At 65.6% G+C, this 24,701-nt stretch carries 19 protein-coding genes; 10 read left to right on the forward strand and 9 right to left on the reverse strand.

Annotation, left to right across the window (positions count from 1 at the left end):
- Positions 1 to 27 precede the first annotated feature (27 nt).
- From H4O13_07135 to H4O13_07155, 5 genes are all read left to right on the forward strand, one after another.
- Entirely contained in the window at positions 28 to 825 is a 798-nt protein-coding gene (locus tag H4O13_07135; protein ID MBE5315160.1) for an enoyl-CoA hydratase/isomerase family protein, read from the forward strand.
- Positions 826 to 1,015: 190 nt separating this feature from the next.
- Entirely contained in the window at positions 1,016 to 3,850 is a 2,835-nt protein-coding gene (locus tag H4O13_07140) for a 2-oxoglutarate dehydrogenase E1 component (GenBank protein MBE5315161.1), read from the forward strand.
- A 66-nt stretch (positions 3,851 to 3,916) separates the two neighbouring features.
- Positions 3,917 to 5,101 carry a dihydrolipoyllysine-residue succinyltransferase gene (gene sucB, locus H4O13_07145; protein MBE5315162.1) on the forward strand — a complete coding sequence of 395 codons (1,185 nt, stop codon included), beginning with the start codon at positions 3,917 to 3,919 and terminating at the stop codon, positions 5,099 to 5,101.
- Between the two features lie 374 nt (positions 5,102 to 5,475).
- The gene (gene lpdA / locus H4O13_07150) at positions 5,476 to 6,909 is read left to right on the forward strand and encodes a dihydrolipoyl dehydrogenase (GenBank protein MBE5315163.1); all 1,434 of its coding nucleotides are present in this window, start codon (positions 5,476 to 5,478) and stop codon (positions 6,907 to 6,909) included.
- A 630-nt stretch (positions 6,910 to 7,539) separates the two neighbouring features.
- A complete protein-coding gene (locus tag H4O13_07155) occupies positions 7,540 to 8,133 on the forward strand; it encodes a TIGR00730 family Rossman fold protein (protein ID MBE5315164.1) in 594 nt (197 codons plus the stop codon).
- Positions 8,134 to 8,407: 274 nt separating this feature from the next.
- Here H4O13_07155 and H4O13_07160 read toward each other — a convergent pair whose 3' ends face one another.
- Positions 8,408 to 8,902: a macro domain-containing protein gene (locus H4O13_07160; GenBank protein MBE5315165.1), complete on the reverse strand. Its 495-nt coding sequence runs from the start codon at positions 8,900 to 8,902 to the stop codon at positions 8,408 to 8,410.
- Between the two features lie 609 nt (positions 8,903 to 9,511).
- Positions 9,512 to 10,024, reverse strand: coding sequence for a GNAT family N-acetyltransferase (locus H4O13_07165; GenBank protein MBE5315166.1), 513 nt, complete (start codon positions 10,022 to 10,024; stop codon positions 9,512 to 9,514).
- Positions 10,025 to 10,221: 197 nt separating this feature from the next.
- On the opposite strand from H4O13_07165, the gene H4O13_07170 reads away from it, so the two are divergent.
- Positions 10,222 to 10,860, forward strand: coding sequence for a site-specific integrase (locus H4O13_07170; GenBank protein MBE5315167.1), 639 nt, complete (start codon positions 10,222 to 10,224; stop codon positions 10,858 to 10,860).
- A gap of 161 nt (positions 10,861 to 11,021) precedes the next feature.
- Positions 11,022 to 11,618, forward strand: a complete 597-nt coding sequence (locus tag H4O13_07175) for a transposase (GenBank protein ID MBE5315168.1) — start codon at positions 11,022 to 11,024, stop codon at positions 11,616 to 11,618.
- 285 nt (positions 11,619 to 11,903) lie between these two features.
- Here H4O13_07175 and H4O13_07180 read toward each other — a convergent pair whose 3' ends face one another.
- The 7 genes from H4O13_07180 to H4O13_07210 form a co-directional block, all read right to left on the reverse strand.
- Complete coding sequence (locus tag H4O13_07180) at positions 11,904 to 12,443, reverse strand: hypothetical protein (protein MBE5315169.1); 540 nt, start codon at positions 12,441 to 12,443, stop codon at positions 11,904 to 11,906.
- Positions 12,444 to 12,524: 81 nt separating this feature from the next.
- Positions 12,525 to 13,322, reverse strand: a complete 798-nt coding sequence (locus H4O13_07185) for a hypothetical protein (GenBank protein MBE5315170.1) — start codon at positions 13,320 to 13,322, stop codon at positions 12,525 to 12,527.
- A gap of 112 nt (positions 13,323 to 13,434) precedes the next feature.
- Positions 13,435 to 14,052, reverse strand: coding sequence for a DUF4145 domain-containing protein (locus H4O13_07190; GenBank protein MBE5315171.1), 618 nt, complete (start codon positions 14,050 to 14,052; stop codon positions 13,435 to 13,437).
- Between the two features lie 107 nt (positions 14,053 to 14,159).
- The gene (locus tag H4O13_07195; GenBank protein ID MBE5315172.1) at positions 14,160 to 14,657 is read right to left on the reverse strand and encodes a hypothetical protein; all 498 of its coding nucleotides are present in this window, start codon (positions 14,655 to 14,657) and stop codon (positions 14,160 to 14,162) included.
- A 38-nt stretch (positions 14,658 to 14,695) separates the two neighbouring features.
- A complete protein-coding gene (locus H4O13_07200) occupies positions 14,696 to 14,929 on the reverse strand; it encodes a hypothetical protein (GenBank protein MBE5315173.1) in 234 nt (77 codons plus the stop codon).
- A gap of 710 nt (positions 14,930 to 15,639) precedes the next feature.
- On the reverse strand, positions 15,640 to 18,516 hold the full coding sequence (locus tag H4O13_07205) for a penicillin acylase family protein (GenBank protein ID MBE5315174.1): 2,877 nt from the start codon (positions 18,514 to 18,516) through the stop codon (positions 15,640 to 15,642).
- A 666-nt stretch (positions 18,517 to 19,182) separates the two neighbouring features.
- On the reverse strand, positions 19,183 to 19,749 hold the full coding sequence (locus H4O13_07210; GenBank protein ID MBE5315175.1) for a hypothetical protein: 567 nt from the start codon (positions 19,747 to 19,749) through the stop codon (positions 19,183 to 19,185).
- A gap of 420 nt (positions 19,750 to 20,169) precedes the next feature.
- Here H4O13_07210 and pbpC point away from each other — a divergent pair, with 420 nt between their 5' ends.
- The 3 genes from pbpC to H4O13_07225 all read left to right on the forward strand — a co-directional run bounded on the left by pbpC (position 20,170) and on the right by H4O13_07225 (position 24,640).
- Entirely contained in the window at positions 20,170 to 22,539 is a 2,370-nt protein-coding gene (pbpC, locus tag H4O13_07215; protein ID MBE5315176.1) for a penicillin-binding protein 1C, read from the forward strand.
- A gap of 87 nt (positions 22,540 to 22,626) precedes the next feature.
- Positions 22,627 to 23,925: a BtaA family protein gene (locus H4O13_07220; GenBank protein ID MBE5315177.1), complete on the forward strand. Its 1,299-nt coding sequence runs from the start codon at positions 22,627 to 22,629 to the stop codon at positions 23,923 to 23,925.
- On the forward strand, positions 23,912 to 24,640 hold the full coding sequence (locus tag H4O13_07225; GenBank protein ID MBE5315178.1) for a class I SAM-dependent methyltransferase: 729 nt from the start codon (positions 23,912 to 23,914) through the stop codon (positions 24,638 to 24,640). Before H4O13_07220 ends, H4O13_07225 begins: the two co-directional genes overlap by 14 nt.
- Positions 24,641 to 24,701 lie beyond the last annotated feature (61 nt).

The raw sequence follows: 24,701 nt of genomic DNA on the forward strand, positions 1-24,701 counted from the left end.
CTTCCCTGCCCGCTCCAAGGAACTGAAATGGTCAGCGAATCTCCTCTCAACGTACGCACTGTCGCCGGGGTCGCCACCCTCACGCTCGACCGCCCGAAGATCCACAACGCCTTTGACGACCTGCTGATCGAGGCATTGATCGACGCTTTGCGCGCCATCGAAGAAGACGACGCCGTACGCGTGGTCGTGCTGACCGGCGCAGGCGCCTCGTTCTCGGCCGGCGCCGATCTGAACTGGATGAAGCGGATGGCGCAGGCCTCCGAGAAGGAAAACCGCAAGGACGCGCGCCAGCTGGCCAAATTGATGCGTGTGCTGAACCATCTGGACAAGCCGACCATCGCCCGCGTCAACGGCGCGGCGATGGGCGGCGGCGTGGGTCTGGTCGCCTGCTGCGATATCGCGATCGCCGCCAGCGAAGCCCGTTTCGGCCTGACGGAGACACGCCTCGGTCTGGTGCCGGCGGTGATCTCGCCCTACGTCATCGACGCCATCGGCGCACGCCAGGCGCGGCGTCTGTTCCTTTCTGCTCTGGTCTTCGATGCGGCCGAAGCCGCGCGCATCGGCCTGGTGCACGCGGTGGTGCCGGCCGCTGAACTCGATGCCGCGGTCGACGCCGAGGTCGAGCGACTCAAGACCGCCGGACCGATTGCCGTGCTGGAAGCCAAGCGGCTCGTGCAGCGCATCCAGAATCCCGACAGCAAGCAGCGCCGGGCTCTCGACGAGGCCAATGCCGATCTGATCGCCGCCCTGCGCGTCTCCGACGAGGGCCAGGAGGGCCTGAAGGCCTTCTTCGAGCGCCGGCCGGCGAAGTGGTTGGAGCACTGAATCGCGGGCACGGGTCCTGCAAAGCTGAACCCGCATTCCAAATCCGCCCCTCGGACGAAAGTCGCCGACTAAGCGGCGTTTAACCCGGTTTATACTTTCGAGTCCCTGAAAGCGCCCCGGCAGGCCTTTCCACTGCCCCGCGCCCAAGGTCCGCATCGCCTCCCCATTGCGCAAGCCCGGCCAGGTCATCGTGAGCAGTCTGATCAAGCAATTCAGCCAGTCGTCCCATATCGCCGGCGGCAACGCCGCCTTCGTCGAAGACCTCTATGAGACCTGGCTTGCGGATCCCGCCGCGGTCTCGCCCGAATGGCGCAAGTACTTCGACGAGCTGAAAGGCCGCGAGGCCGGCGACGTTCCGCATTCGCTGGTGATGGTCGACATCATGCGCGCCGCGCGCGAGGCCGGCCGTGGCGTGATCGTCGCCGCCGACACCGATTCGCAGAAGCAGGCGGCCGTGCTGAAGATGGTCACCGCCTACCGCTCGCGCGGGCACCTCGGCGCCAACCTCGACCCGCTGGGCATGGCGGCCAAGCAGGCCGCGCCCGACCTCGACCTGGCCTTCCACGGCCTGTCCAAGGACGACCTCGGCACCGAATTCAATACCGGTATGCCCTCGGGCCCGCAGCGGATGAAGCTGGCGGATCTGATGGCGCATCTCAAGGCCACCTACTGCGGCTCGATCGGTGCGGAGTTCATGCACATCGCCGAGGCCGAGCAGCGCCGCTGGATGTACGAGCGCCTCGAAGCCCTTGGCGACGATTTCCGCTTCTCGCCCGAGCGCCGCAAGCGCGTGCTCGGCAAGCTGACCCATGCCGAAGGGCTTGAGCGCTATCTGCATACCAAGTACGTCGGCCAGAAGCGCTTCTCGCTCGAAGGCGGCGAGAGCCTGATCCCGCTGATGGACGATCTGGTCCACCGCGCAGGCGGCGCCGACGTCAAGGAAATGGTCATCGGCATGGCCCATCGCGGCCGCCTCAACGTGCTCATCAACACGCTGGGCAAGCCGCCGCACCAGCTGTTCGCCGAGTTCGAGGGCAAGCATGAAGGCCCGGTCGATGCCACGCGCTCGGGCGACGTGAAGTACCACATGGGCTTCTCGTCCGATGTGCGCACCGAAAAGGGCTCGATCCACCTGACACTCGGCTTCAACCCCTCGCATCTGGAAATCATCGACCCGGTGATCGCCGGCAGCGTGCGTGCGCGCCAGACCCGCCGCGAGGACGCCGAGCGCAAGCAGGTCATTCCGGTGCTGATCCACGGTGATGCCGCGTTCGCCGGCCAGGGCGTGGTGATGGAGCTGCTGCAGATGTCGCAGGCCCGCGGCTTTGCGGTCGGCGGCACCGTGCATGTGGTGATCAACAACCAGGTCGGCTTCACCACGCATCGCGTGGATGACGCGCGCTCCACCCTGTACTGCACCGACGTCGCGAAAATGGTCGGCGCGCCGATCCTGCATGTGAACGGCGATGACCCTGAAGCCGTGGTGTTCTGCGCGCAGCTGGCCTTCGACTTCCGCCAGCGCTTCAACAAGGACGTGGTGATCGACCTGATCTGCTACCGCCGCCACGGCCACAACGAGGCCGACGAGCCGGCCGCGACGCAGCCGCTGATGTACCAGAACATCCGCAGCCGCAAGTCGACCCGCGAGCTGTACGCCGACGCCCTGATCTCCGACGGCGTGATCAGCGCCGACGAGGCCAAGGCCCTGGTCGACAGCTATCGCGATCTGCTCGACAAGAACGGCACCGCCGTTGAGCTGGCCGCCGGCGTGGTCGACAAATTCGCCACCGACTGGACGCCCTACATCAACGGCGAGCTGTCGGACCCGGCCGAGACGGGCGTGCTGCGCAAGTCGCTGGACAAGCTGGCGAAAAAGATCAACACCCTGCCCGACGGCCTCAAGCTGCATCCGCGCGTGGCCAAGATCTACGAAGACCGCCTGAAGATGGTCTCGGGCGAGCTGGCCATGGACTGGGGCTTCGCCGAGAACCTGGCCTACGCCACCCTGCTGGAGGAAGGCTACAAGCTGCGTCTGGTCGGCCAGGACGCCAACCGCGGCACCTTCTTCCATCGCCATGCCGCGCTGCACGACCAGAACACCGGCGAGACCTACCTGCCGCTGCGCGAGCTGGTCAAGAACCCGCAGCACGTGACCATCATCGACTCGCTGCTCAGCGAAGAAGCGGTCATGGCCTTCGAATACGGCTTCGCCACCGCCGACCCGACCACCCTGACGATCTGGGAAGGCCAGTTCGGCGACTTCGCCAACGGCGCACAGGTCGTCATCGACCAGTTCATCAGCTCGGGCGAAGCCAAGTGGGGCCGCCTCTGCGGCTTGGTCCTGTTCCTGCCGCACGGCTACGAAGGCCAGGGCCCGGAGCACAGCTCGGCGCGCTTGGAGCGCTTCCTGCAGCTGTGCGCGCTCAACAACATCCAGGTCTGCGCGCCGACCACGCCGGCACAGATGTTCCACATGATCCGCCGCCAGATGAAGCGCCGCGCGCGCAAGCCGCTGGTGGTGATGACGCCGAAGTCGATGCTGCGCCACAAGCTGTCGGTGTCGACGCTGGAGGACCTCGCCTCGGGCGGTTTCCAGAATCTGATCCCCGACAGCCTGGTCAAGGACGCCAAGACTGCCTCGCGCGTCGTGGTCTGCTCGGGCAAGGTGTACTACGACCTGCTGGAAGAGCACGAAAAGCGGGGCCTCACCGATGTGGCCATCGTCCGCGTCGAGCAGCTCTATCCCTTCCCGCGCGAACTGCTGATCCACGAGCTGAAGCGTTTCGCCAAGGCCAAGGACCTCATCTGGTGCCAGGAAGAGCCGCAGAACCAGGGCGCGTGGTACCAGATCCAGCACCACCTGCGCTTCTGCCTGCAGTCCGGCCAGCACTTGAGCTACGCCGGTCGCGCCCGCTCGGCTGCACCGGCATGCGGCCACTACGCCACGCACGCCAAGGAGCAGGCCAAGCTGGTCGAGGACGCACTCGTCGGCAAGCTGGGCGGCGACGAGCACCTGCCCGAGTAAGCTGCTGCAGCCCGCTTCGCACCCTCCGATACGCCACACCCAACGCATTCGCCTCAAGGATCCGCCATGAGCATCGAAGTCAAAGTTCCTGTGCTGCCCGAATCGGTCAGCGACGCCGTCATCGCCACCTGGCACAAGAAGGCCGGTGACGCGGTCAAGCGCGACGAGAACCTGGTGGACCTGGAAACCGACAAGGTCGTGCTGGAAGTGCCGGCCACCGCTGACGGCGTGCTCAAGGAGATCAAGTTCCAGGCCGGTGACACGGTCACCAGTCAGCAGGTCATCGCGATCATTGAAGCCGGCGCCGTGGCGGCGGCTCCTGCCAAGGCAGAGGCGCCCAAGGCTGAAGCTGCGAAAGCCGAAAAGGCCGCCAGCCCTGCCCCCGCCAAAGCAGCCGATGTCAGTGAGCTGTCGCCGGCGGGCCGTCGCGTAGCGACCCAGGAAGGCATCAACCCGGCCGAGGTCGAAGCCACCGGCCGCGGCGGCCGCGTCACCAAGGAAGATCTGCTGAACCATCTGAGCAAGGCGGGCGTCTCCGCCGCGAGCGGCGCCCGCCCCGAGCAGCGCGTGCCGATGACACGCATCCGCGCCCGCATCGCCGAGCGTCTGATGCAGTCGAAGAACTCGATCGCCATGCTGACCTCGTTCAACGAGGTCAACCTCGGCGAAGTCATGAAGATGCGCAAAGCCATGGGTGAGAGCTTCGAAAAAGCCCATGGCATCAAGCTCGGCTTCATGAGCTTCTTTGCGAAAGCCGCGGCCAATGCGCTGCAGCGCCACCCAATCATCAACGCCTCGGTCGACGGCAGCGACATCATTTATCACGGCTACGCCGACATCTCGGTGGCCGTGTCGACCGACAAGGGGCTGGTCACGCCGGTGCTGCGCAACGTCGAATCGATGGGCTACGGTGATGTCGAAGCCGCGATCGCCGGCTATGCCAAGAAGGCGCGCGACGGCAAGCTCGGCCTCGAAGATCTGCAGGGCGGCACCTTCACCATCACCAACGGCGGCACCTTCGGCTCGCTGATGAGCACGCCGATCGTCAACCCGCCGCAGTCGGCCATCCTCGGCATGCACGCCATCAAGGAGCGTCCGATCGCCGAGAACGGCCAGGTCGTCATCGCACCGATGATGTACATCGCCCTCTCCTACGACCACCGCATCATCGATGGCAAGGACGCGGTGCTGTTCCTGGTCGACATCAAGAACCAGCTCGAAAATCCGCATCGCATGCTGCTCGGGCTGTAAGCCCGAGCAGCCGGGATTCGAGATTCGGGATTCGGGATTCGCCAGAGCGCGCAAACCCGCCCGATCCGAAGGTTCATAGGGTGGGTCTTGACCCACCGGCTTTGCAGACAAGTTCAGTCTTGCCTGGCCCTGCTTCCAACGAATCCCGAATCCACGTTGCATCGAGCGTCAGCACGACGCTGTTCCCCCTCTCCCCTCGTGGGAGAGGGGTCGGGGGAGAGGGGGCAGGCTTGCCGCAAGCCCCATCCCCCTCTCCCCAACCCCTCTCCCTCCAGGGGAGAGGGGCTTGATTCGGCAGACTCGACGGCGCCACCAGGCACTGCCCCGACGACAGCCCGATTCCCTTATCCCGATTCCCGCAGGGAGCACATGAAATGAGCGAGCAGCAGCAATTCGATGTCGTCGTCATCGGCGGTGGCCCCGGTGGATATGTGGCCGCGATCCGCGCCGCGCAGCTGGGCATGAAGGTCGCCTGCGTCGATGCCTTCAAGGGCAAGGCCGACGGCAAGCTCGCGCTCGGCGGCACCTGCTTGAACGTGGGCTGCATCCCCTCGAAGGCGATGCTCGATTCCTCGCGCCAGTTCCACAACCTGACCCACATGTTCGCGGACCACGGCATCAGCGCCGACAACGCGAAGATCGACGTCAAGACGATGGTTGGCCGCAAGGACAAGATCGTCAAACAGTTCAACGGCGGCGTGGCCAGCCTGTTCAAGGCCAACAAGGTCACCGCCTTCCACGGCTTCGGCACGCTGCATGCCGGCAACGTGGTCAAGGTCAAGGCGCACGACGGCAACGACGTCGAACTCAAGGCCACCAACGTCATCCTTGCCGCGGGTTCGACCTCGATTGAACTGCCCTTTGCCAAGTTCGACGGCAAGCACATCGTCGACAACATCGGCGTGCTCGATTTCGAAGACACGCCGAAGCGCCTCGGCGTGATCGGCGCCGGCGTGATCGGCTTGGAGATGGGCAGCGTGTGGAAGCGTCTGGGCGCCGAGGTCACCATCCTCGAAGCCCTGCCCGACTTCCTGGCCGCCGTCGATGCCGATATCGCCAAGACCGCGCTGCGCGAGTTCAAGAAGCAGGGCCTCGACATCAAGACCGGCTGCAAGGTCTCGAAGGCCGAGGTCAAGAACGGCGAAGTGCACCTGACCTACAGCGACGGCAAGGCAGATCATTCGCTCGTCGTCGACAGGCTGCTGGTCGCAGTCGGCCGCCGTGCCGCCACCGCGGGCCTGCTGTCTGAAGACTGCGGCGTCACGCTGACCGAGCGCGGCATGGTGCAGGTGGACGACCACTGCCACACCGGCGTCGACGGCGTCTGGGCCATCGGCGACTGCGTGCGCGGCCCGATGCTCGCCCACAAGGCCAGCGAAGAAGGTATCGCCGTGGCCGAGATGATCGCCGGCCTGCCCGGCCACGTGGACTTCAACACCGTGCCCTGGGTCATCTACACCGAGCCGGAGATCGCCTGGGTCGGCAAGAACGAGAAGGAACTGAAGGACGCCGGCATCCCCTACAAGGTCGGCACCTTCCCCTTCGCCGCCATCGGTCGCGCCGTAGCGATGAACGAGACCGCCGGCATGGTCAAGGTCATCGCCCACGCCGAAACAGACCGCATCCTCGGCATGCACCTCTGCGGCGCCAACGTCAGCGAGTTGGTGCACGAAGGCGTGGTGGCGATGGAGTTCAAGGGCAGCGCCGAAGACCTCGCCCGCATCTGCCACGCCCACCCCACCCTGTCCGAAGCCGTGCACGAAGCCGCGCTGGCGGTGGACAAGCGGGCGATTCACAAGGCGAACTGAGCAAGAGCCGGGATTGGGGATTCGGGATTCGGGATTCGGGATTCGTTGTCCAGGCCACGCAAGCCTCGATTCTCGCCCCACGCGCCCGCGCCTGAGCCCCTCTCCCCACGGAGCGGCTCAGCCACCGCTTGTCGGCTGCCGGTGGCAGCCGACGGTGCTGGGAGACCGAGCGAAGCGAAGGTAGGGTTGGGGAGAGGGTCCGCGCAGCGCAAGACCCTCATGGAGAACGATCGCTCGCGGACCTTCGTCGGCGACAGCAGACCGCGCCACGAAGACCTTCGACGGCCCACCCGGTCTTGCGATCTCCATGCCCTCCGCCAAAGGGCTTGGGGCGCGCCGAACGAACCGAAGCTGCGGTTGCGGTGACGGTCAGTTCGAAGCGAGGCAAATCAAGCGCATAGCACTCCCGCTCTGAGCCCCTCTCCCCTGGAGGGAGAGGGGTTGGGGAGAGGGGGAGAAGTCTCGCCGCGAGCATTCCACCCCTCACACCCAGCCCACATTCGCTCCGCTCGTGCTCTTGGGAGCATCGAGCCCTGCCGTTGCTGCCCCGCCGCAGTGGCCGCCAAAGCACGAACCACCCCAATCCCTCGAACCAGCTTCGAATCGCCAATCCCCACTCCCCGCTTCCAAATGAAAACCCTCTGCGTCTACTGCGGCTCCAACGCCGGCAACGATCCCCGCTATGCAGCCGCAGCCGTGACCCTCGGCAAGCGCATCGCAGCTGAGGGCATGGGCCTCGTCTACGGCGGCGGCAACGTCGGCCTGATGGGCATCGTCGCCGACGCCGTGCTCGAGGCCGGCGGCGAAGTGACCGGAGTGATCCCCGAGCACCTGATGCAGTGGGAAGTCGCCCACAAGAGCCTCACGCGCCTCGAAGTGGTCGGCTCGATGCACGAGCGCAAGGCGCGCATGTTCGACCTCGCAGACGGCTTCATCGCCCTGCCCGGCGGTTTCGGCACCCTCGACGAAATGTTCGAGATGCTGACTTGGCGCCAGCTCGGCCTCGGCGACCGGCCCTGCGCCTTCCTCGACGTCGCGGGCTTCTACAGCCCGCTGATGCAAATGATCGACCGCATGGTCGAGACGCGCTTCCTGCACCCCGACCAGCGCCGCGACCTCTGGCACGGCGAAGACATCGACATCCTGTTCACTTGGCTGCGCGCCTACACGCCCGCCAAGGCCGACAAGTGGATGGACGAGAAGCGCCGCGGCGACCTGCGCTAGACGCCACAGCGCAGCATCAGTCGTCGCCGATTCCGCCATCGCTGCCGCGGTAATCCGACTCCAGCTCGCCAGTGCGGCGCGCGCCGCTGTCGCTCGCGCTTGGTCCACCTCTGCCGCTCTCAATCGGCAGGCCGCACGGCGGCTCGTCTCGACTCTTGGTCTGTCTGCGCGCCCAACGGACTAGCAAGACGAGACCAACGAGCACCACAAGCACCAACAACCACCGCATTGAAATCTCCTCTATCCGGACAAGTGAGGCTGGAACGTGCTCCGCTCAGACGTCCGCCAGAGTCGCGACCGCACCAGCACCACGATAGCGCACAAGCATCACGGCGGCCTCCGAACTTAAGGCCCCAAACGCTTCCAGCATGAGTTCGATCGCCTCCGACTCCTTGAAGCCTCCGGAGCCAGCGCCAATCACCGGAAACGCTACGGACTCGAAACCTTGGCGGTTGACGATGCGAATCGCCGAAGCCACCGAATCCTGAATCGACTGCTTCGATGCACGCCAGAGCATGTTGATACCGGCGACATGCACTATGCCCTTGAACGGCAGGCGGCCTGCCGAAGTGAGAACGCCTTCGCCCAGAGGAATCGGACCCGATCTGCTGACTTCAATGAACGGTCGAATTCCCCCGCGCTTCTTGATGGCCCCAGAAACCCCTTGGGGCAAAAGCAGCCACCAGGGAATCACATTGCGATTCCAGGCATTCACGATCACGTCGACCTTCTGATCCAACAGGTCACCCGCTACCCGCTGCGGCACAATAGACAAACAACACTCCCAGAAGAAATCTCGCTAGCCTGCGAATGCCTTCGCGGACAGCGCAGGCGCAGCGACGACCGATTGAACGAAGGGGTCGGCTTTTCGGGGCCTATCGTGGCCGGTTCGGGGTGGTAGAGGCGACAAGTTGGGCCGATTGCACAGCGGTGGAAGGCGCGCAGACGCAGGAGCCAAAGAAAAAACTGCATCATCAACTGACGGGAGATGAGGAGATGACTCAACCAGACCCGCCACAAGAACTCACCACTTCACGAGCTGCACCGCTTCCACTTGATGCCTGTGCGACGGTCGCCGAAGCAAATGCGCCGATAGTGCTGGCACAGCGATCGCGGCTTTGACGAATGGCCCTGCTTCGCGGATTCCATCATGCGTGAGACGGCGCGCTCTTCCAGCACTGCTCGCAGAGCCATCGAACGCCCGCACAGGGATATGCTGGTCCGACTGCGGAGCAGGGACAGTGCGGCTCTAACGAGAGCCGTCCGGCAAAGCCGAATGCACGAATGCCGCCGCTTGCTCGGGCGCGGGAAAAGCGGGCCAGCAGGAAACAAAGAACGGCCGACTCGTCAGCGAATGACGAGGGCCGTACACAAGATGTTAGGCCTCAATTCGCTTGTAGAAGTATGCCGTCGCGTGCAAGGTGCCATCTGGACTTTTGGCGTAGTCTGGAATCTGACCTGCAGCTGTCCATCCCAGATGGCGATAGACAGCTTCTGCTTTGGATCCAGCCTGTGTGTCAAGAATCAAGAGCGTTCTTCCGTGGCTGATTGCCTTCGCTTCTGCGGCAGCCATCAGTTTGCTCGAAATGCTCTTGCCTCTGTAGGAGTCGAGAACAAAGAGCTTTTGTATCTCACCGCGGTGCCTGCCGTTTTCCTTGGTAGATAGTTCGAGTTGAACCGAGCCAACGACCTTTCCCGCGTCCTCGACTACCCACAAGTGGAGTTCGTCGCCTATCGATTCGAAGACCCGCTTCCAGTAGCGTAGGGCCGTGTCGGCGCCGAGGGGTGACATAAACCCAACGGAGGCGCCACCATGCACTGCGTCCTGTAGCAACGTAGTGAGTCCAGGGATGATAGATGTGTCGGCAGAAGAGCAAAGGCGTGGCTGCATGTTTGGTGGTTCGATGGTGTTGGTTCTGAGGCCTAGCGCCTGAGCTAAGCGGCAGCATAAATCGCGGAGCGATTAATGCTGCCGCTTAAGCGAGTAGTTGAACGAAGCCGCTACGCGGCAGATTGATCCACCCTCGACTCGCGCACCCGGTCGGTGCGTCCGCCGTCTGGCGGTTCGTGCGCTGCGAGGGTATCGCTGTGAATGCATCCGAGCAATCCGAAGCCGCAATTCCGTCCACCTCCACCCACTTCCACACTGAAATGCAGCGTGCGCTGCGGCGGCAGGGCTTAAGCGAGGTCACGCGCGACAGCTATGCGCGGGCGGTGCGACGACTTGAGGGCTGGGTCGATGTGCCGCTGGATCAGGTCGCCGTGTCTCAGCTCAAGGACTACTTTTCGGCCCTGATCGAAAGCCACTCCTGGAGCACGGTCAAAGTCGATCGCTGCGGCCTGCAGTTCTTCTACACGTACGTGCTGGAGCGTGAGTGGGACTGGGTCAAGATCGTGCGGCCGCCGCGCGAGCAGCGCATCCCCGATGTGCTCAGCCAGGCCGAGCTGGTGCGGCTGCTGCGCTGCGTGCGCGAGCGGCGCTATCGCACCTATTTGTTCGTGACCTACAGCCTCGGCCTGCGGCTGTCGGAAGCACTGGCCCTGCAGGTTGGCGATATCGAAACCGACCACGGCCGCGTGCACGTGCGGCGCGGCAAGGGCTGCAAGGATCGGCTGGTGCCGCTGCCCGTCGCCACCCTGCAGGCGCTGCGTCGCTACGGGTCGGAACATCGGCATCCGCGGCTGCTGTTCCCCCATGGCAGGACGCCGGATGCTGTTGGTAGGTAGGTTGGCGCCAAGCGCAGCGCGGCCTAACACCGAGGGCCCCGATGGCGCGCACGCGATGTACCGTCGCGGCGCAAGGATTGGCTGAGCGTGCGGGGCGCGCCGTTGGGGTGCGCCGTTGGGGTGCGCCTTTGGCTTACCCCAACCTACAAGAGCACTCTGCGTTGCTGAACCTCGACGGCGGCCAGTGGAAAGCCAAGCGCCGCTACCTGTTCAACAGCCAGAACCTCGCCCGCGTGTTCCGAGGCAAGCTGCTGCAGCACCTGCGCACGCTGGGCTTGAGCGCACCGCCGGACACCCCGAAGGACTGGGTTGCCCACTGCGCCTGTGTGGGCGACGGCGACCACGCGCTCGCCTACCTCGCGCGCTACCTCTACCGCGGCGTACTCAGCGAAGCCGACATGCTCGGCATCGAAGGCGAGAACGTGCGCTTTCGCTACCGCGATGCCAAGACCGGCGAACTCCGCACCCGCAGCCTGCCCGACGCCGACTTCCTGTGGCTGCTGCTCACCCGCGTACTACCGCGGGGTTTTCGTCGCTGCCGCAGCTATGGCCTGCTGCATCACCGACGAAACGTTCTGCTGCAGCGCGTGCAGCTGATGCTGCGTGTCGTGTTGCCGCCGGCCGAGCCGAGAACCCGAAGGCCGCTGCTGTGCAAACACTGGGGACAGCCGATGCGGATTCGGCCTGCGCCACTGACTCGACCTCGCATTCAATGCGTCGGCCATTCAACGCCTGCTGCAGGACCCAGCGCGGTGTAGACCACCGGCCGACGCAGGCAGCGAAACCGCGCGGTGACGCGCGTCGAGACTCGTCGCGTCGAACGCGCGGGGTTGACGAGAACGTTGGCGAATTGCCGCTGAGAAACACCGCGGCACTCGCGAAAATCAGGCGTGAGGACGGTGAAGCCACCCCGTCCGCATCAGCATCGGCATCGCACCGGCCAGCGCCTGAAAAACTCTTTCCATAAGAAAGGTCGAAGACCGCCACCGGGCTTGTTCAACCACCGGATCAGATCGCGGCTACGCGCGATCTATCCTTTTACGTTAGGGCACGCACGACTGACGCTCAAGAAGAAGAGTTCCTTGCGAAGTGGTGCCCGTTTGGTTGAACCCAACAGAGCGCAAGATCGCGACCATGAAAGTGGACTTTGGGTAGCACCGCGCGAAGAAGCGAACCTGCTTTGGGTAGCCTGACACAAATGAAGTAATCAGCCTCGTGCCGATGCCCTGGCCACGGAATGGACGGGCTACAGAGCACTTGTAGAGCTCGACATCGGTATCTTCGGAGCCGGGCATCTTCTCAGCGGCGAGTAGGAACGCAATTCGGCCGAGGTTACCCGCCTCAGAAATCACCAGAACTGCCTTCACTATTTCAATGCCACGCTCAGACTGCCGAGCCATACCGCCGTGTTCAACAACCTGCGTTAATGCAGCCCTAAGCGCTTCTAGATGGGCGGGCTCCTGCATCCATGGCGCGTAGTGTCCGTCTCTTGCCCCAGCCCGGACGAGGCCAAGTACGAAATCTATGTCTTCAGGGCGACCATGGCGCATCTTCGCGCTTTCAATCATGCGGGAACCTTTCATGCGTGGCCTAACGCCTAAGTTAAGCCGCGCCGCGAAGCGGCGTCGGCTTGGACGAATTGTTAGCTGCCGCCCCGCAGCACCTCAAAAATTCCGGCCCGCCAGCATCCCTGCGGGGAGGTACTGGATAGGGTCTGTTAGCCGCGGATCAGACAAACGTAGCCAGGAGTCAAACCACGTGAACCACGTGAGTAAAGCGTTGTCTCCGGCGTCCACCACATCGATTGGCCCGGGCAGAAGAGTGCTTAGATCGGCACCATGTCGTGCGTGCAGCTGATTTCGATATGGACTCTCGGGCTGTCCAAGCCGGGCGATCTCGCGATAGTCGCCGGCCATAGCGACTGTTCCACTCAACACAACAACTAGATCAGGACGTTCTCCATCAGGCACGGGCGCAAGCTCCTCGGACAGATTGACCTTAAGTGTTTCAGCACTTGGACCCTCGAACGCCCAGATAACGAACAGAGACTTGTCTTGCTGGAGGGGTGTGCAAAAGCGCCTCCTCATCTGCTTATAGCGGCGGCACTTTGCTACCGAATCCTTAATCTCGGCAGGCGACAGCGATGTCTTGACCTCAACGAGTGCGTAAACCGCTTCGACCGGCCAAAGAGTATTTCTGGAAGTGGCGTGGAGCGGAGCGTTGTTCAGATGATCTACGACGATGACGTCCGCCTGATTAGAGAAAAGGCCCTCGCTCGAGAAAATCAGGCCACTACTTATGCCGAGCTTCTGCGGGAGATGTTCTCGGAGAAACTGACTGACCAGTCCCTCTCTGTTTTCGCCGGCGGAAAGCCTATGCGTAGCGAAGTCACGGCGGATTGCCGCAGACTTGGCAGCCATTTCGCGGGTCACATCCTTTAGATAGTCCGGCAAGACGGTCACGCTCTCTCCAAAGGCAGCAAACGCCGCGTTAAGCGGCCGCGGCGCGACAACGTATCAGGAAACATCGAAACCTCTCCCCGCGGTCCGCTTGAACGCATAGTTAGCCTTTCTTCTATGAACCAGCTGACTTTCTCGCCGCCGCCGAGCGCAAGGACTTTCGCTTCTGAAACTTCTCGAACTTCTGCGCCAAAAGGAACACATAGTCGATGATCGCGTATGTGAACGCCAAGACATCGTTGGCGTCTTGTGTTGATACAACCGCACTCGTTGCGTGCGCTGCATTGTTGCGCTGTTCCCGGAGTTCCTCGCCCCATTGATAGAGGCGCGCGTCAATGACACTGGTGTCTCGCAGCTCCTTCAGGCCACCACCGAGGTAGTTGTCCTTGGTCTTGTAGTGGCGGCAAATGGCCTCGAGGGCACGACCACACATTGCTGTTGATGCAAGGTATGCACCGCTTTGCATGCACTTCTCAGCTTCCTCAATCGAAGCCTTAACCACAGATGGAATATCGGAACCCAGCTTTCTGGTAGGGGCCGGAAACACTCTTACAGGCGCGCTCCAGCCCGGAGGATCTGTGTCCAGGTCTTCATAGGACTGCGCGATTAGTGCGGAATTGCAAGCCGGACACGAAAGCAGAAACGTGCGTGTCGCAAAGAATTCCTGGTCATCGTGCTGGCCAATCAGCACACCGTCAACCTTGGCCTTGCAGGAGCTACAGTCGACCAACATTCGAAAACGCCTCCTAGAAAGGCTAACGTGGAAGTAAGCGGACGCAGGAGCGCGAAGCGCGGAGGGAACCACAAGCGCAGCTTGTGGCGGTCCGCTTGACTGTAGGGTTAGAACTCGGAGCTCACTCCGCTCTGTTGCGTTGCCACCTCTAAAGCTGACACGTGCCCACTGAGGTAAGTAGAAAATCGAACTTTCTTTCCGCTCTTGAACCTCAACAGATACCAACTACACGCTCCATTGAACTCTATGGACAGCAGACCTTTCCAGTACTCGTTTTTTGTTCCAGTCCATGGGGTAGAAAACGTTAGGCGCTGGTCGTCAAATGCGCCGCGCACAAAGGCAGCTTCTCCAAAGCAATACACGGCGCCGAAACCAAAGCCCACAAACAATGCCGCTTTTGCCCAGAACTCTTTGTCGTGACCGGACAAAACCGTAATCCCGACGGGGAGCAATGCAAAGGCCAGACAGGCAAGACCAAGCGCCCACATGAACGAACCGTATCGGAGCTGACCAGGTGTGGCTGAGCGCCCAACCCTTTTGGCGATGTAGGCCCCAACGATTACTGAAACCACACCCCCAACAATTCCGCTGACTATTGCGCTCATTCTCTTGTGAGTTCTGACGCTGGAGCTAAGCGGCCACATCAATCGCGAAGCAATTGATTGGTCCGCTTGAGCGAGTTGTTAGGCGCAGCCACTCGAAGCGGATGCGCCGGGTTGTCGCGAATGAATGACTCTATCTCGGCAAGGCGCTCCGGGAGCGGCGGGCCGTCGGCACTCCTGTAGCTATAGAAGCGGAAGCCGGCGGAATAAAGGGCCTCGACCTTGGCCCACTGCTCAGAATCGCGCGAAGGAGGCGCCTTGAACGAACGACCCATCTCGAAGATCGTTCCGCCACAGTTTGGGCAAGACGCCGAAATTGCTGGACGCGGCGACACCTTGAAGCTCTTACGGCATTGAAAGCACGCGTGAGCGATCAGGTAACTTCGAGCGGGATTGCCGGGATTTTGCATCTGCGCCTAACGCTTGAGTTAAGTCGCGCCGAAGGCGTCGACTTGAATGATTAGTTAGGGGTTGCAGCCTACCAAAGAACAACGGCGACTACGAACCCGACGACTAAAACTACCGCCGTTGCCGCCACACCCATGAAGGTGATGCCGCCGCCACAGTCTTTGCAGTAGGCGTCACTCGACAGTGGCGGAAGGCCAACAAGAATCGGTAAGAATCCGCCCCATGCGACAGCGCCTGGGCTAGCTTCTCGCTCCTTGCAGCGCTTACAGATGCTCACGGTATGAGACCCCTAACTCAATGTAGACGTCAAAGTGACGTCTAATCTGTCGTATAACCTGGCGCCCCGAACTGCCGCAGACACCAGAACCCTAATTCAAACAACAACTTAAAGCCCCCCCCTCACGCACGCACCGTCGCATAACCCGCCCGCAAACACGACACACCGCGCCCACCGGCGCCGACCGTATCCCAGTTACCTCCCCGATTCAATCCCGCCTCACACGCGGGTCCGCCAAAGACGCAGGGCCCGCATGCGCGGGCCCTTTGTCTTTACTTCCAACTCAACAAGCGCGAGCCCTCAGCGCGGCGTGAATTCGATTCGCGCCACTTCGCCGGCCTGTGACGCCGCCGGGTCCAGCACCAGGGGTTTGTAGGCATTTACCAGCCAGCGCGGCAATTGGCTGACATAGCCGGGGCCGCCGATCTTGCCGTCCTGGCCGCCGGGCATGATCTGCAGCAGGGTCGGCGGGTCGGTCATTTCGCCAATGAATCGGCGCACGGGGCCACTGCCGAACATGAAGCCATTGACCGTGTTGGAACGCACGCCGTGGCCGGACGCGTCCACCACTTCGTAGCCGCCGGGCCGGGCCAGACCGGGCAGCTGTGGGCTCAGGTCGCGGAACGGGTATGGGTTGCTGCCCGGGATGTTGAAGGGGCCGCCCAGCGGGTGGTCGAGCACGATGCGGTGCAGCTTGCCCCAGCGATAGTCGAGCACGTTCCTTGACCCCGCGAAGGCGGGGGCGAAGGCTTCGCTGGACAGCGTGCCCAAGGCGCTCGCCAAGCTGCCGATCAAGATGCAGTCGCGACGGTCCGCGGCGGTAGCACTGGCAAAGGCCGCCGGCACGTTGCGGAAGAAGTCCAGGCCCGAGGCGCCGCGGCCCTGGCGCGTCTCGAAGGTATCGAGCAGGCGCTTCACCGCCACGTAGGCCTCGTTGTTGCCCGGCAGCTGGCCGCCCAAGCCCACCTGGGTCAGGGTGTGGTCGATGACATTGCGCACCAGCTGGCCGCGGAACACCGACCAGATGGTGGCCGCCGCCGAGGCGCGGATCTGCGCGTCGCTGGGCTCGGGCAGGCTCACCGGGTTGTCGCCGCGGTCGTAGCCCTCGCGGATGCCGGTCGGGGCGCTGTAGTCCCAGCTGCGCAGCAGGTCCAGCGACTGCCCGATGCGCGGGTCGGTCATGTCGAACGTGAGGCGACAGGTGGAGGGGCCGATGCGGTCGGCCGCCGCCAGCAGATGCGGCAGCACCAGTTCGGCGTCGAGGAACTGGGTGTTTGCCTGCAGGGCCTGCATGTCTTCGATGGTGATGCCGCCGCGGGCGATCAGCCGCTGCAGCTCGCGATCGATGCGGCCCTGGCGGTAGCTGGAGTAGCCAGGCGAGAGGTAGTAGATGCCGCCGCCGGGGCGCTGCTCGTTGACCACACTGTTGTCCAGCGTGTTGCCCACGGGGTCGTTGTTGGCATTGGCGATGTAGCCACGGGCCGGATTGACCGACTGGGGCATCTCGGCCGGTGACAGCACTTCGTAGGGCACCGCCTGGGCCGGGTAGGTGTTGGTGCGCGGCAGCCATTCGTTGCCGCCCTGGCCGTTGCGGATCAGATACGGCGGCACGCCGGTGACGGTATTGCGCTGCAGGTCTTCGCGGATCGGCGCCTCGGCGGTCGCGATGTAGGCGATGTTGCCCTGCTTGTCGGCGTAGGCGAAGTTCTGCGAACCGACATCGAAGAACTGCAGGGCGGCGCGGAACTGCTCCAGGTTGGTGGCGCGGTTCATGCGGCTGAAGGCTTCCAGCTCCTGCGTGGCGCCCCAGCCGGTGTAGGCCACCGAGATGCCGGTGTCGCCGGTGATGCTCAGCACCGGGCCGTGGTTGCGGCGGGGCACCAGGATGGTGATGCCGCCGTTGGTGTAACCGATCGAGTTGTTGCGGGTGACGTTGTCGCGCACGCCGTCGCCGAGGGTGTTGACGAAGAAGCTCTGGAACACCCACAGCACCGGCTCGGCGTTGCCCTGGTAGAGCGTGTGCGTGGGCAGGCCATAGCTGTTGAGGATGAAGCGCTCAGCGTAGGCGTCGGTCACGTCCAGCGGGTTGGTGGTCAGGCCCCAGCAGAAGTGGCTGTTGCAGCCGAGGATGGGCACCGGCGTGCCGGGCGCCACTGCGCCCACGGTGTTCATCGGCGTGGGGTAGCGCGGGTCGTTGCTGATGACATGGCCTTCGTGGAACAGCATCGGCGTGTCCAGCGCCAGGTGCGGGTCATTGGCGAGGATGGGTTTGCCCGATGCCGTGTGCTGGCCGCCGACGATCCACCAGTTCGAGCCGGCGCGGTTCTCGCGACGCGAGAGTTGCGGCGCGATCACCGGGTTGTCGCGGATCCGCTCGACGTAGTTCTGCGCGGCCTGCAGCACCTGGGCGTCGACCATCGGCACGGCTTCGGGGTCGAAGGCGGCCGCACCGGATTTCGGGTTCACCGCATCGCTGCCGCCACTGCCCTGCGTGCGAAGGCTGGCGAGAAAGCCCGGCACGGTGACGCGGTCATCGGCCGGCATGCTGCGGTGGGTGTCCTCGAAGAACAGGGCCGCGCCATTGAAGCCAGCGGCGGCGCCAGCCTGCTGGTAGGCGCCGAGCTTGACGGTGTAGTCGATATCGAGATCGAAGCTGAGCTGGAAAGCCAGCAGCTTGCCGATCACCAGCGAGTCGACCGGCGACCAGACATCGGCTGACGTGAGCTCCAGGGCCTGGTGCTCGGTCGGCACGGGATTGGTTCGCAGCCAGGCGTTGACGCCGTCGGCATAGGCCTTGAGCTGGCCGCGCAGTTCGGGCGAGCTCTTGGCCCAGCTGGCCCAGGCGGCGCGGCGCAGGCCGAGCGTGCGCAGCTCGACATCGCGCGCCAGCACGCTGGGGCCGACGAGTTCGGCGAGCGTGCCGCTGGCGGTGCGGCGCAGCAGGTCCATCTGGAAGAAGCGGTCGCGGGCGTGGGCATAGCCCATCAGCCACGCGGCGTCTTCATCGGTGGCGGCGGTGACGGTGGGCACGCCCTCGGCGTCGTAGGAGATGCTGCCGTTGGCCTTGAGGCCCGGCGCCGGGATGGCCTGAGCCGAGGCGAGCGAGGCGGTACCGGTAAGCGCAATGCCGATCGCCAGCGCGAGCGCCGGTGGGCCGGCGCGTGATGTGGTGTGCATGGATCCCTCCTGTAGCGTCGCCACGCGGTGTGATGGCGATCGCGCTTCGAGTATGCGTACCCGCTCGGAGGGGGGAAATCTGCGGGTGCAGCAAAACGTTCCGCGGTGAGGATTGCGGGGGTCGGGCGTCGTCAGGGACGGGGGCGCGATCGGGCTCGCCGGCGTGGATCGCTTCAGTGCGAGCGTCGCTGGGCTGTCGCTGGCGTTGCTGGGCTGTCGCGAGCGTCGCCCCCTCTCCCCTGCCCCTCTCCCACGAGGGGAGAGGGGAGGAGCGCGGCACGGGCATCGAGTTCTGTAGCTTGGGCCAAGCGCGGCGCGGCCCAACGGCGCTGCTGCGCTCTCGCGAGCGTCGCCCCCTCTCCCCTGCCCCTCTCCCACGAGGGGAGAGGGGAGAAGCGCAGCGCGGGCATCCAGTGCGTAGGTTGGGCCAAGCGCAGCGCGGCCCAACGGCGTGGCTGGGCTTTCGCAAGCGTCGCCCCCTCTCCCCTGCCCCTCTCCCACGAGGGGAGAGGGGAGCACCGCGCCGTGCGACGGGATCAGGAAGCTCCTGCGGGTTGGATCAAGCGCAATGCGGCGAGCGGTCTCGTAGATTGGGCCGAGCGCAGCGCGGCCCAACGGCGCGCGCGGGGCTGCCCTGCTCGGCAAGCCGGCATGCGAGTGTTTCGATCAGCGCATCGCTGAAAGCGCCTGCGCGATCGCTGCCGCCTCGTCGGCGTCGATGCTGTACATGCGCACGCCGCCGCCTACCGGCGGGTGATGCCGCTGCGCATCACCGAAACCGAGGATCTGGCGTTCGAGATACGCGGCCTGCTGGCCGGCGATGCGCGGAATCGCGCCACCGCCGCGGTACTCGGCGCCGTGGCAGCCGGCGCAGTCCAAGGCCTCCAGCCGCGCCCTGCCCGCCTCGGTGTCGACTTCTTCGGGAAGCTCGGCGCCTCGCCAGGTGCGGGCGCTGAGGTCCAGCACCAGGGCATCGATCTGCGCCTCATGCAGGCCTGCGCTCAAGGCGTTCATCGGAAAGCCTTCGCGATGGCGATGCTGGAAGCGCTGCAGCTGGGCTCGCAAATAGTCGGCATGCTGCCCTTCGATCGTAGGCACTGCGCCGCCAGCCTCGCCGGGTCGGTGGCAGTCGAGGCAGAGCCCGCCGACATCGTCCACCGCTGCGGCCGCGGGCGCGGTGAGCGCGCCCATCAGCAGCAGGACCGTCCGCAACCGACGCGTGGATCGATACATGGCACGCCTCTCCGAAGCCGAGCAAGCGCCGCCATCATGGGCGCCCTCGGCGCGCGCGCCAAGGGGCTCTGCACGCGCCGGATGACTGCGAGCCCGCCGAGACCCCACCGTCGGCGAAGACCCTCGCTGGACGTGCGCGTTTCGACGCTTGCGCGCGCCTGTGGCAAGCAAGGCGACGCCCGCACCCGACGCCAACCCGCGGACCGACGCAATGCAGAGAACCACCGGATCTCGCCGCAGGCACAACGCGGCGCCAGGTGGCGTTCGCCGCCGAGGATTGGCCTCGGCCCCAAAAGACGATCGGTCGCACCGCGGCGCCCCACAGGGATCGCCCTGCAGCACGCTGAGCGCGAGATGCGCTGTCGGGCGGCGAGATCGCCATACTCCTCGGCCCACATCGCCGCCACCGATCACGCCAGCATGAGCGCAGCGCAGCCGAGCGCACCGCAGCCACCCGCACCGCCGGTGCGATGGCGACGCCTGCGCCGGCTCGCCTGGGCGGCGCTTGCGCTGGTGCTGGTTGCCCTGCTGCTGGATCGAGTGTTTCCACCGCCGCTGCCCGATCTCGGCGCCGATCTCGCCACGGTGGTCACGGCCCGCGATGGCCGCCCCCTGCGCGCGTTTCCCGATCGCCGCGGCGTCTGGCGGCTGCCAGTCGAGGTCGATGCGGTGTCGCCGCTGTACCTCGAAGCCCTGCTCACCTACGAGGACCGCTGGTTCTGGCGGCACCCCGGCGTGAACCCGCTGGCCGCCGCGCGTGCGCTGGCGCAGGGCCTGCGCCATGGCCGCGTGGTGTCGGGTGCCTCCACGCTGAGCATGCAGGTCGCGCGACTGATCGAGCCGCAGCCACCGGGGCTGCTCGGCAAGCTCAGGCAGAGCCTGCGCGCTGTGCAGCTGGAGTGGCGTCTCGACAAGCGCGAGATTCTCGCGCTCTACCTCAACTATGCGCCCTTCGGTGGGCCCATCGAAGGCGTGCAGGCGGCCAGCTGGGCCTACCTCGGCAAGCCGGCTGACCAGCTTTCGCACGCGGAGGCCGCCTTGCTCGCGGTGTTGCCGCAGGCGCCCAGCCGGCTGCGGCCGGATCGTCATCCGCAGCGCGCGCGCGCAGCGCGCGACAAAGTGCTGCAGCGGCTGCTCGATTTCTCGGTGTGGAGCGAATCCAGCGTGGCCGACGCGCGCGCCGAAAACGTGGTGGCGCGCAGTCTGGTGATACCGCAGTCGGCGGCCCTGCTGGCCGAGCGCCTGCGCGGACAGCATCCCACCCTGCATCGTATCGACAGCAGCATCGACTTCGACCTGCAGCTGCGGCTTGAGGCCCAGCTCGGCGCCTGGATCGAACGCCTGCCGCCGCGCACCTCGGCGGCGGTGCTGGTGCTCGACAACCGCACCGCCGAAGTGCGCGCCTATCTCGGCAGCGCACGCTTCGCCGACGACGCGCGCTACGGCCACCTCGACATGGTGCAGGCCTGGCGTTCGCCCGGCAGCACGCTGAAGCCTTTCGTCTATGGCCTTGCGATCGATGCCGGCAGCGTGCACTCGGCCAGCCTGCTCATCGATGCCCCGCAGGACTTCGACGGCTATCGCCCCGACAACTTCGACCAGCGTTTCCGCGGGCCAGTGAGCCTCGGCGAGGCATTGCAGCAATCGCTCAACGTGCCAGCGGTGGCCGTGCTGCAGCAGCTCGGGCCGGCGCGCTTTGCCGCGCGCCTGGAACACGCGGGCCTGCCTCTGCGCCTGCCCAGCGGCGATCGCCCGAATCTCAGTCTGGTGCTGGGTGGCACTGAAGTGCGGCTGCAGGACCTGGTGACCGCCTACGCCGCCCTGCACCGCGAAGGCCGCGCGCCGGCGCTGCGCTTCCGGCCGGACGACCCGCTGGAAGACAGGCGACTGCTCTCGCCCGGTGCGGCCTGGATCATCGCCGAGCTGCTGCGCAGCGCCCCCGACGGTAGCGACGGCCGCTTCGCCCAGTTGAGCGGCGCGCGGCTCGCCCACAAGACCGGCACCAGCTACGGCTTTCGCGACAGCTGGGCGGTCGGCGGCAATGCCGGGGTCAGCATTGGCGTCTGGGTCGGCCGCCCGGACGGCACGCCCTCGCCGGGACAGTTCGGCGCCGTCACCGCCCTGCCCCTGCTGCAGGCGGTGCATGCCAGCCTGCCCGCGGAGTATCAGCAGCCCGCAGCGGCGCATCCCGCCAGCGTGACCGAGGCGGCGATCTGCTGGCCCTTGGGCGCGCGCGCCGAGGCCACCGACCGGGCGCACTGCCACCGACGCCTGTCCGCCTGGCTGCTGGAGGGAGCCGCGCCGCTGACGCTGGCGCCCGCCGGTGAAGCGCAGCCCCCGGCGGTGCAGCGCTATTGGATGGAGGGACGGATGCAGCGGGTCGGCGGCTGTCGTCGCGGCGCTGAGGTCGAGGAAGCGCGCGCCCTGTGGCCGCGCCTGGCCGCGCCTTGGCTGAGCGGAGACGAGCGACGGCGCGGGCTGCCTCCGCCGCTGGCCGCTGACTGCGAGGGCGCGCGCGCCGCGCTCGCCGACCTGCAGATCACCGGCGCGCGCGAGGGCAGCCGCATCCGCGCGCCGCGCGGCAGCGCCGCCGCGCCCACGCTGAGCCTGAAGGCCGCAGGCGCCAGCGGCGACGTGCGTTGGCTGGTGAACGGTCGGCTGCTTGCCACCGTGTCGGCCGAACAGAGCTTCAAGCAGGCCTTCGAGAAGCCCGGCACGCAGGACATCGTCGCCATCGACGGCAGCGCGCGCTATGCGCGTCTGCGCATCGAGGTGCTGCCCGCCGAGTAGGCCAGGCGACGAACGATCGCCGGCGTCATGTCGCCGTCATCCAGCACGCCTAGGCTGCGGCCGCGAGATCCCGAGCGCGAGCCTACGATGGCCCTGTCCCTGCCGCAGACCGAGAGCCCCGGCGCCCGCGCCGCGGACGCCACGCCGACACGCTTCAAGGATCGGCTGGACCAGCGCATCTTCAACGCGATCTACGCGCGCAGCCTGGTCTACAACGCCTGCTGGGAGGATCCCGCGGTGGATCGCCAGGCACTGCAGCTGCGGCCCGAGCATGAGCTGCTCGTGATCACCAGCGCCGGCTGCAATGCGCTGGACTACGCCCTGGCCGGCGCCGGCCGCGTCTATGCGATCGACGCCAACCCGCGCCAGAACGCCTTGCTGGAACTCAAGCTCGCCGCTGCCCGCGCGCTCGATTACCCCGACTACTTCGGCTTCTTCGGGCAGGGCTTCCACCCCCGCGCCGGCGAGCTCTACGTGGCGCGGCTGCGCCCGCAGCTGGGCGAGTTCGCGCGCGAGTGGTGGGACCGCCACTGGCGCTGGTTCGCCAGCCCGCGCGGCAGCTTCTTCTTCCACGGCCTCTCGGGATTGGCGGCGCGCGGCTTCCATACGTTTCTCAAGCTGCAGCCACGCCTGCGCGAGCACTTCGAGGCGCTGTTCGCCTGCCAGACGGTGGCGGAGCAGCGCGCACTCTACGACCGCGAAATCGCGCCGCGCCTGTGGAGCCGGCCCTTCAACTGGCTGCTTTCGCGGCAGTTCGTGATGAACCTGCTGGGCGTGCCCTACCCGCAGCGCAAGCTGGTCGAAGCCCAGCACCCTGACCGCATCGCTGGCTTCATCCGCGCCAGCCTGGAGTACGTGATCCGCGAGCTGCCGCTGCGCGAGAACTACTTCTGGCAGGTCTACTTCCACGGCCACTACACGCAGGACAGCTGCCCCGAGTACCTGAAGCCCAAAGGTCACGCCGCGCTGCGCAGCGGTCGCGCCGAGGCGATCGCGCTGCACACCTGCACGGTCACCGAGTTCCTGAAGCGCCACGACCGTCCGATCGACCGCTTCGTGCTGCTCGACCACATGGACTGGATGAGCAGCTACTACCCCGACGCCCTCGTTGAAGAATGGGACTGCATCCTCGAGCGCGCGGCGCCTGACGCCCGCATCCTGCTGCGCAGCGCGCAGGCGCGGCCCGACTACCTCGACCGCATCGTTGTGGGCCCGAAGCGCCAGCCGCTGCGCGAGGCCCTGCGCTTCCAGGAAGCGCTGGCGGATCAGCTGCAGCCGCAGGACCGCGTGCACACCTACGCCGGCTTCGTGATCGCCGACTGGCCAGCACAGCGGGCGGCGTCCGGCTCGAATCTGACTGCGGACGCCGACGATGTCCAAGCTTGAGGCCCTGCGCGGTGATTTCGCCGTGCTGCGGCGCTTTCTGCGCGGCATGCCGCGCGAGGGCGACCACGCGCAGCGGCTGGCCGGCTTCTACGGCGAGCAGGCCGAGCACTACGACCGCTTCCGCGAGCGCCTGCTGCCGGGGCGCGCCGAACTGATCGGCTCGCTGGATCTGCCGCCCGATGCGCGCATCCTCGAACTCGGCGGCGGCACCGGACGCAATCTCGAGTACTTCCCCGAAGCGCGCCGGGCGGATCTGCAGTTCGAGCTGGTCGACCTGTGCGAACCGCTGCTGGACATCGCGCGTCGTCGCACACTGGCCTGGCCGCGGGTGCGCATCACCTGCGCCGACGCCACCCGCTATCGGCCCGAGCAGGCCGTGGATATCGTCCTGCTCTCCTACGCGCTGACCATGATCCCCGACTGGCGCGCCGCGCTCGACAACGCGCTGGCCATGCTGCGCCCGGGCGGGCAGCTGGCCGTGGTCGACTTCCATGTGTCCTCGGCCGATCCCGGCCCCGGACGCGAACACCACGGCGCATTCACCCGCGTTTTCTGGCCGCGCTGGTTCCGCCATGACGGCGTGCATCTTAACGCCGAGCATCTGGATGCCCTGTGTGCGCGCCTGCCCTGGCATCGCCTGCACGAAGGCCGCGCGCGGCTGCCCTGGCTGCCGGGCCTGCGAGTGCCGTTCTACCGCTTCGTCGGGCGCACCTGAAGCCGACAACAGCCGCAGGCGTCGGGTCAAGTCCGCCATCGTCCGACTCGCCGGCGGCACG

Source organism: Lysobacterales bacterium, from assembly GCA_014946745.1.
In the GTDB taxonomy this organism is placed as follows: domain Bacteria; phylum Pseudomonadota; class Gammaproteobacteria; order Xanthomonadales; family Xanthomonadaceae; genus Aquimonas.

Bases quoted from the DNA above. Each gene is read 5' to 3' on its own strand.
- H4O13_07135 (MBE5315160.1), top strand. From the start codon at position 28: ATGGTCAGCGAATCTCCTCTCAACGTACGCACTGTCGCCGGGGTCGCC.
- sucB (MBE5315162.1), top strand. From the start codon at position 3,917: ATGAGCATCGAAGTCAAAGTTCCTGTGCTGCCCGAATCGGTCAGCGAC.
- lpdA (MBE5315163.1), top strand. From the start codon at position 5,476: ATGAGCGAGCAGCAGCAATTCGATGTCGTCGTCATCGGCGGTGGCCCC.
- H4O13_07155 (MBE5315164.1), top strand. From the start codon at position 7,540: ATGAAAACCCTCTGCGTCTACTGCGGCTCCAACGCCGGCAACGATCCC.
- H4O13_07165 (MBE5315166.1), bottom strand. From the start codon at position 10,024: ATGCAGCCACGCCTTTGCTCTTCTGCCGACACATCTATCATCCCTGGA.
- H4O13_07180 (MBE5315169.1), bottom strand. From the start codon at position 12,443: ATGAAAGGTTCCCGCATGATTGAAAGCGCGAAGATGCGCCATGGTCGC.
- H4O13_07190 (MBE5315171.1), bottom strand. From the start codon at position 14,052: ATGTTGGTCGACTGTAGCTCCTGCAAGGCCAAGGTTGACGGTGTGCTG.
- H4O13_07195 (MBE5315172.1), bottom strand. From the start codon at position 14,657: ATGAGCGCAATAGTCAGCGGAATTGTTGGGGGTGTGGTTTCAGTAATC.
- H4O13_07200 (MBE5315173.1), bottom strand. From the start codon at position 14,929: ATGGGTCGTTCGTTCAAGGCGCCTCCTTCGCGCGATTCTGAGCAGTGG.
- H4O13_07205 (MBE5315174.1), bottom strand. From the start codon at position 18,516: ATGCACACCACATCACGCGCCGGCCCACCGGCGCTCGCGCTGGCGATC.
- H4O13_07210 (MBE5315175.1), bottom strand. From the start codon at position 19,749: ATGTATCGATCCACGCGTCGGTTGCGGACGGTCCTGCTGCTGATGGGC.
- pbpC (MBE5315176.1), top strand. From the start codon at position 20,170: ATGAGCGCAGCGCAGCCGAGCGCACCGCAGCCACCCGCACCGCCGGTG.
- H4O13_07220 (MBE5315177.1), top strand. From the start codon at position 22,627: ATGGCCCTGTCCCTGCCGCAGACCGAGAGCCCCGGCGCCCGCGCCGCG.
- H4O13_07225 (MBE5315178.1), top strand. From the start codon at position 23,912: ATGTCCAAGCTTGAGGCCCTGCGCGGTGATTTCGCCGTGCTGCGGCGC.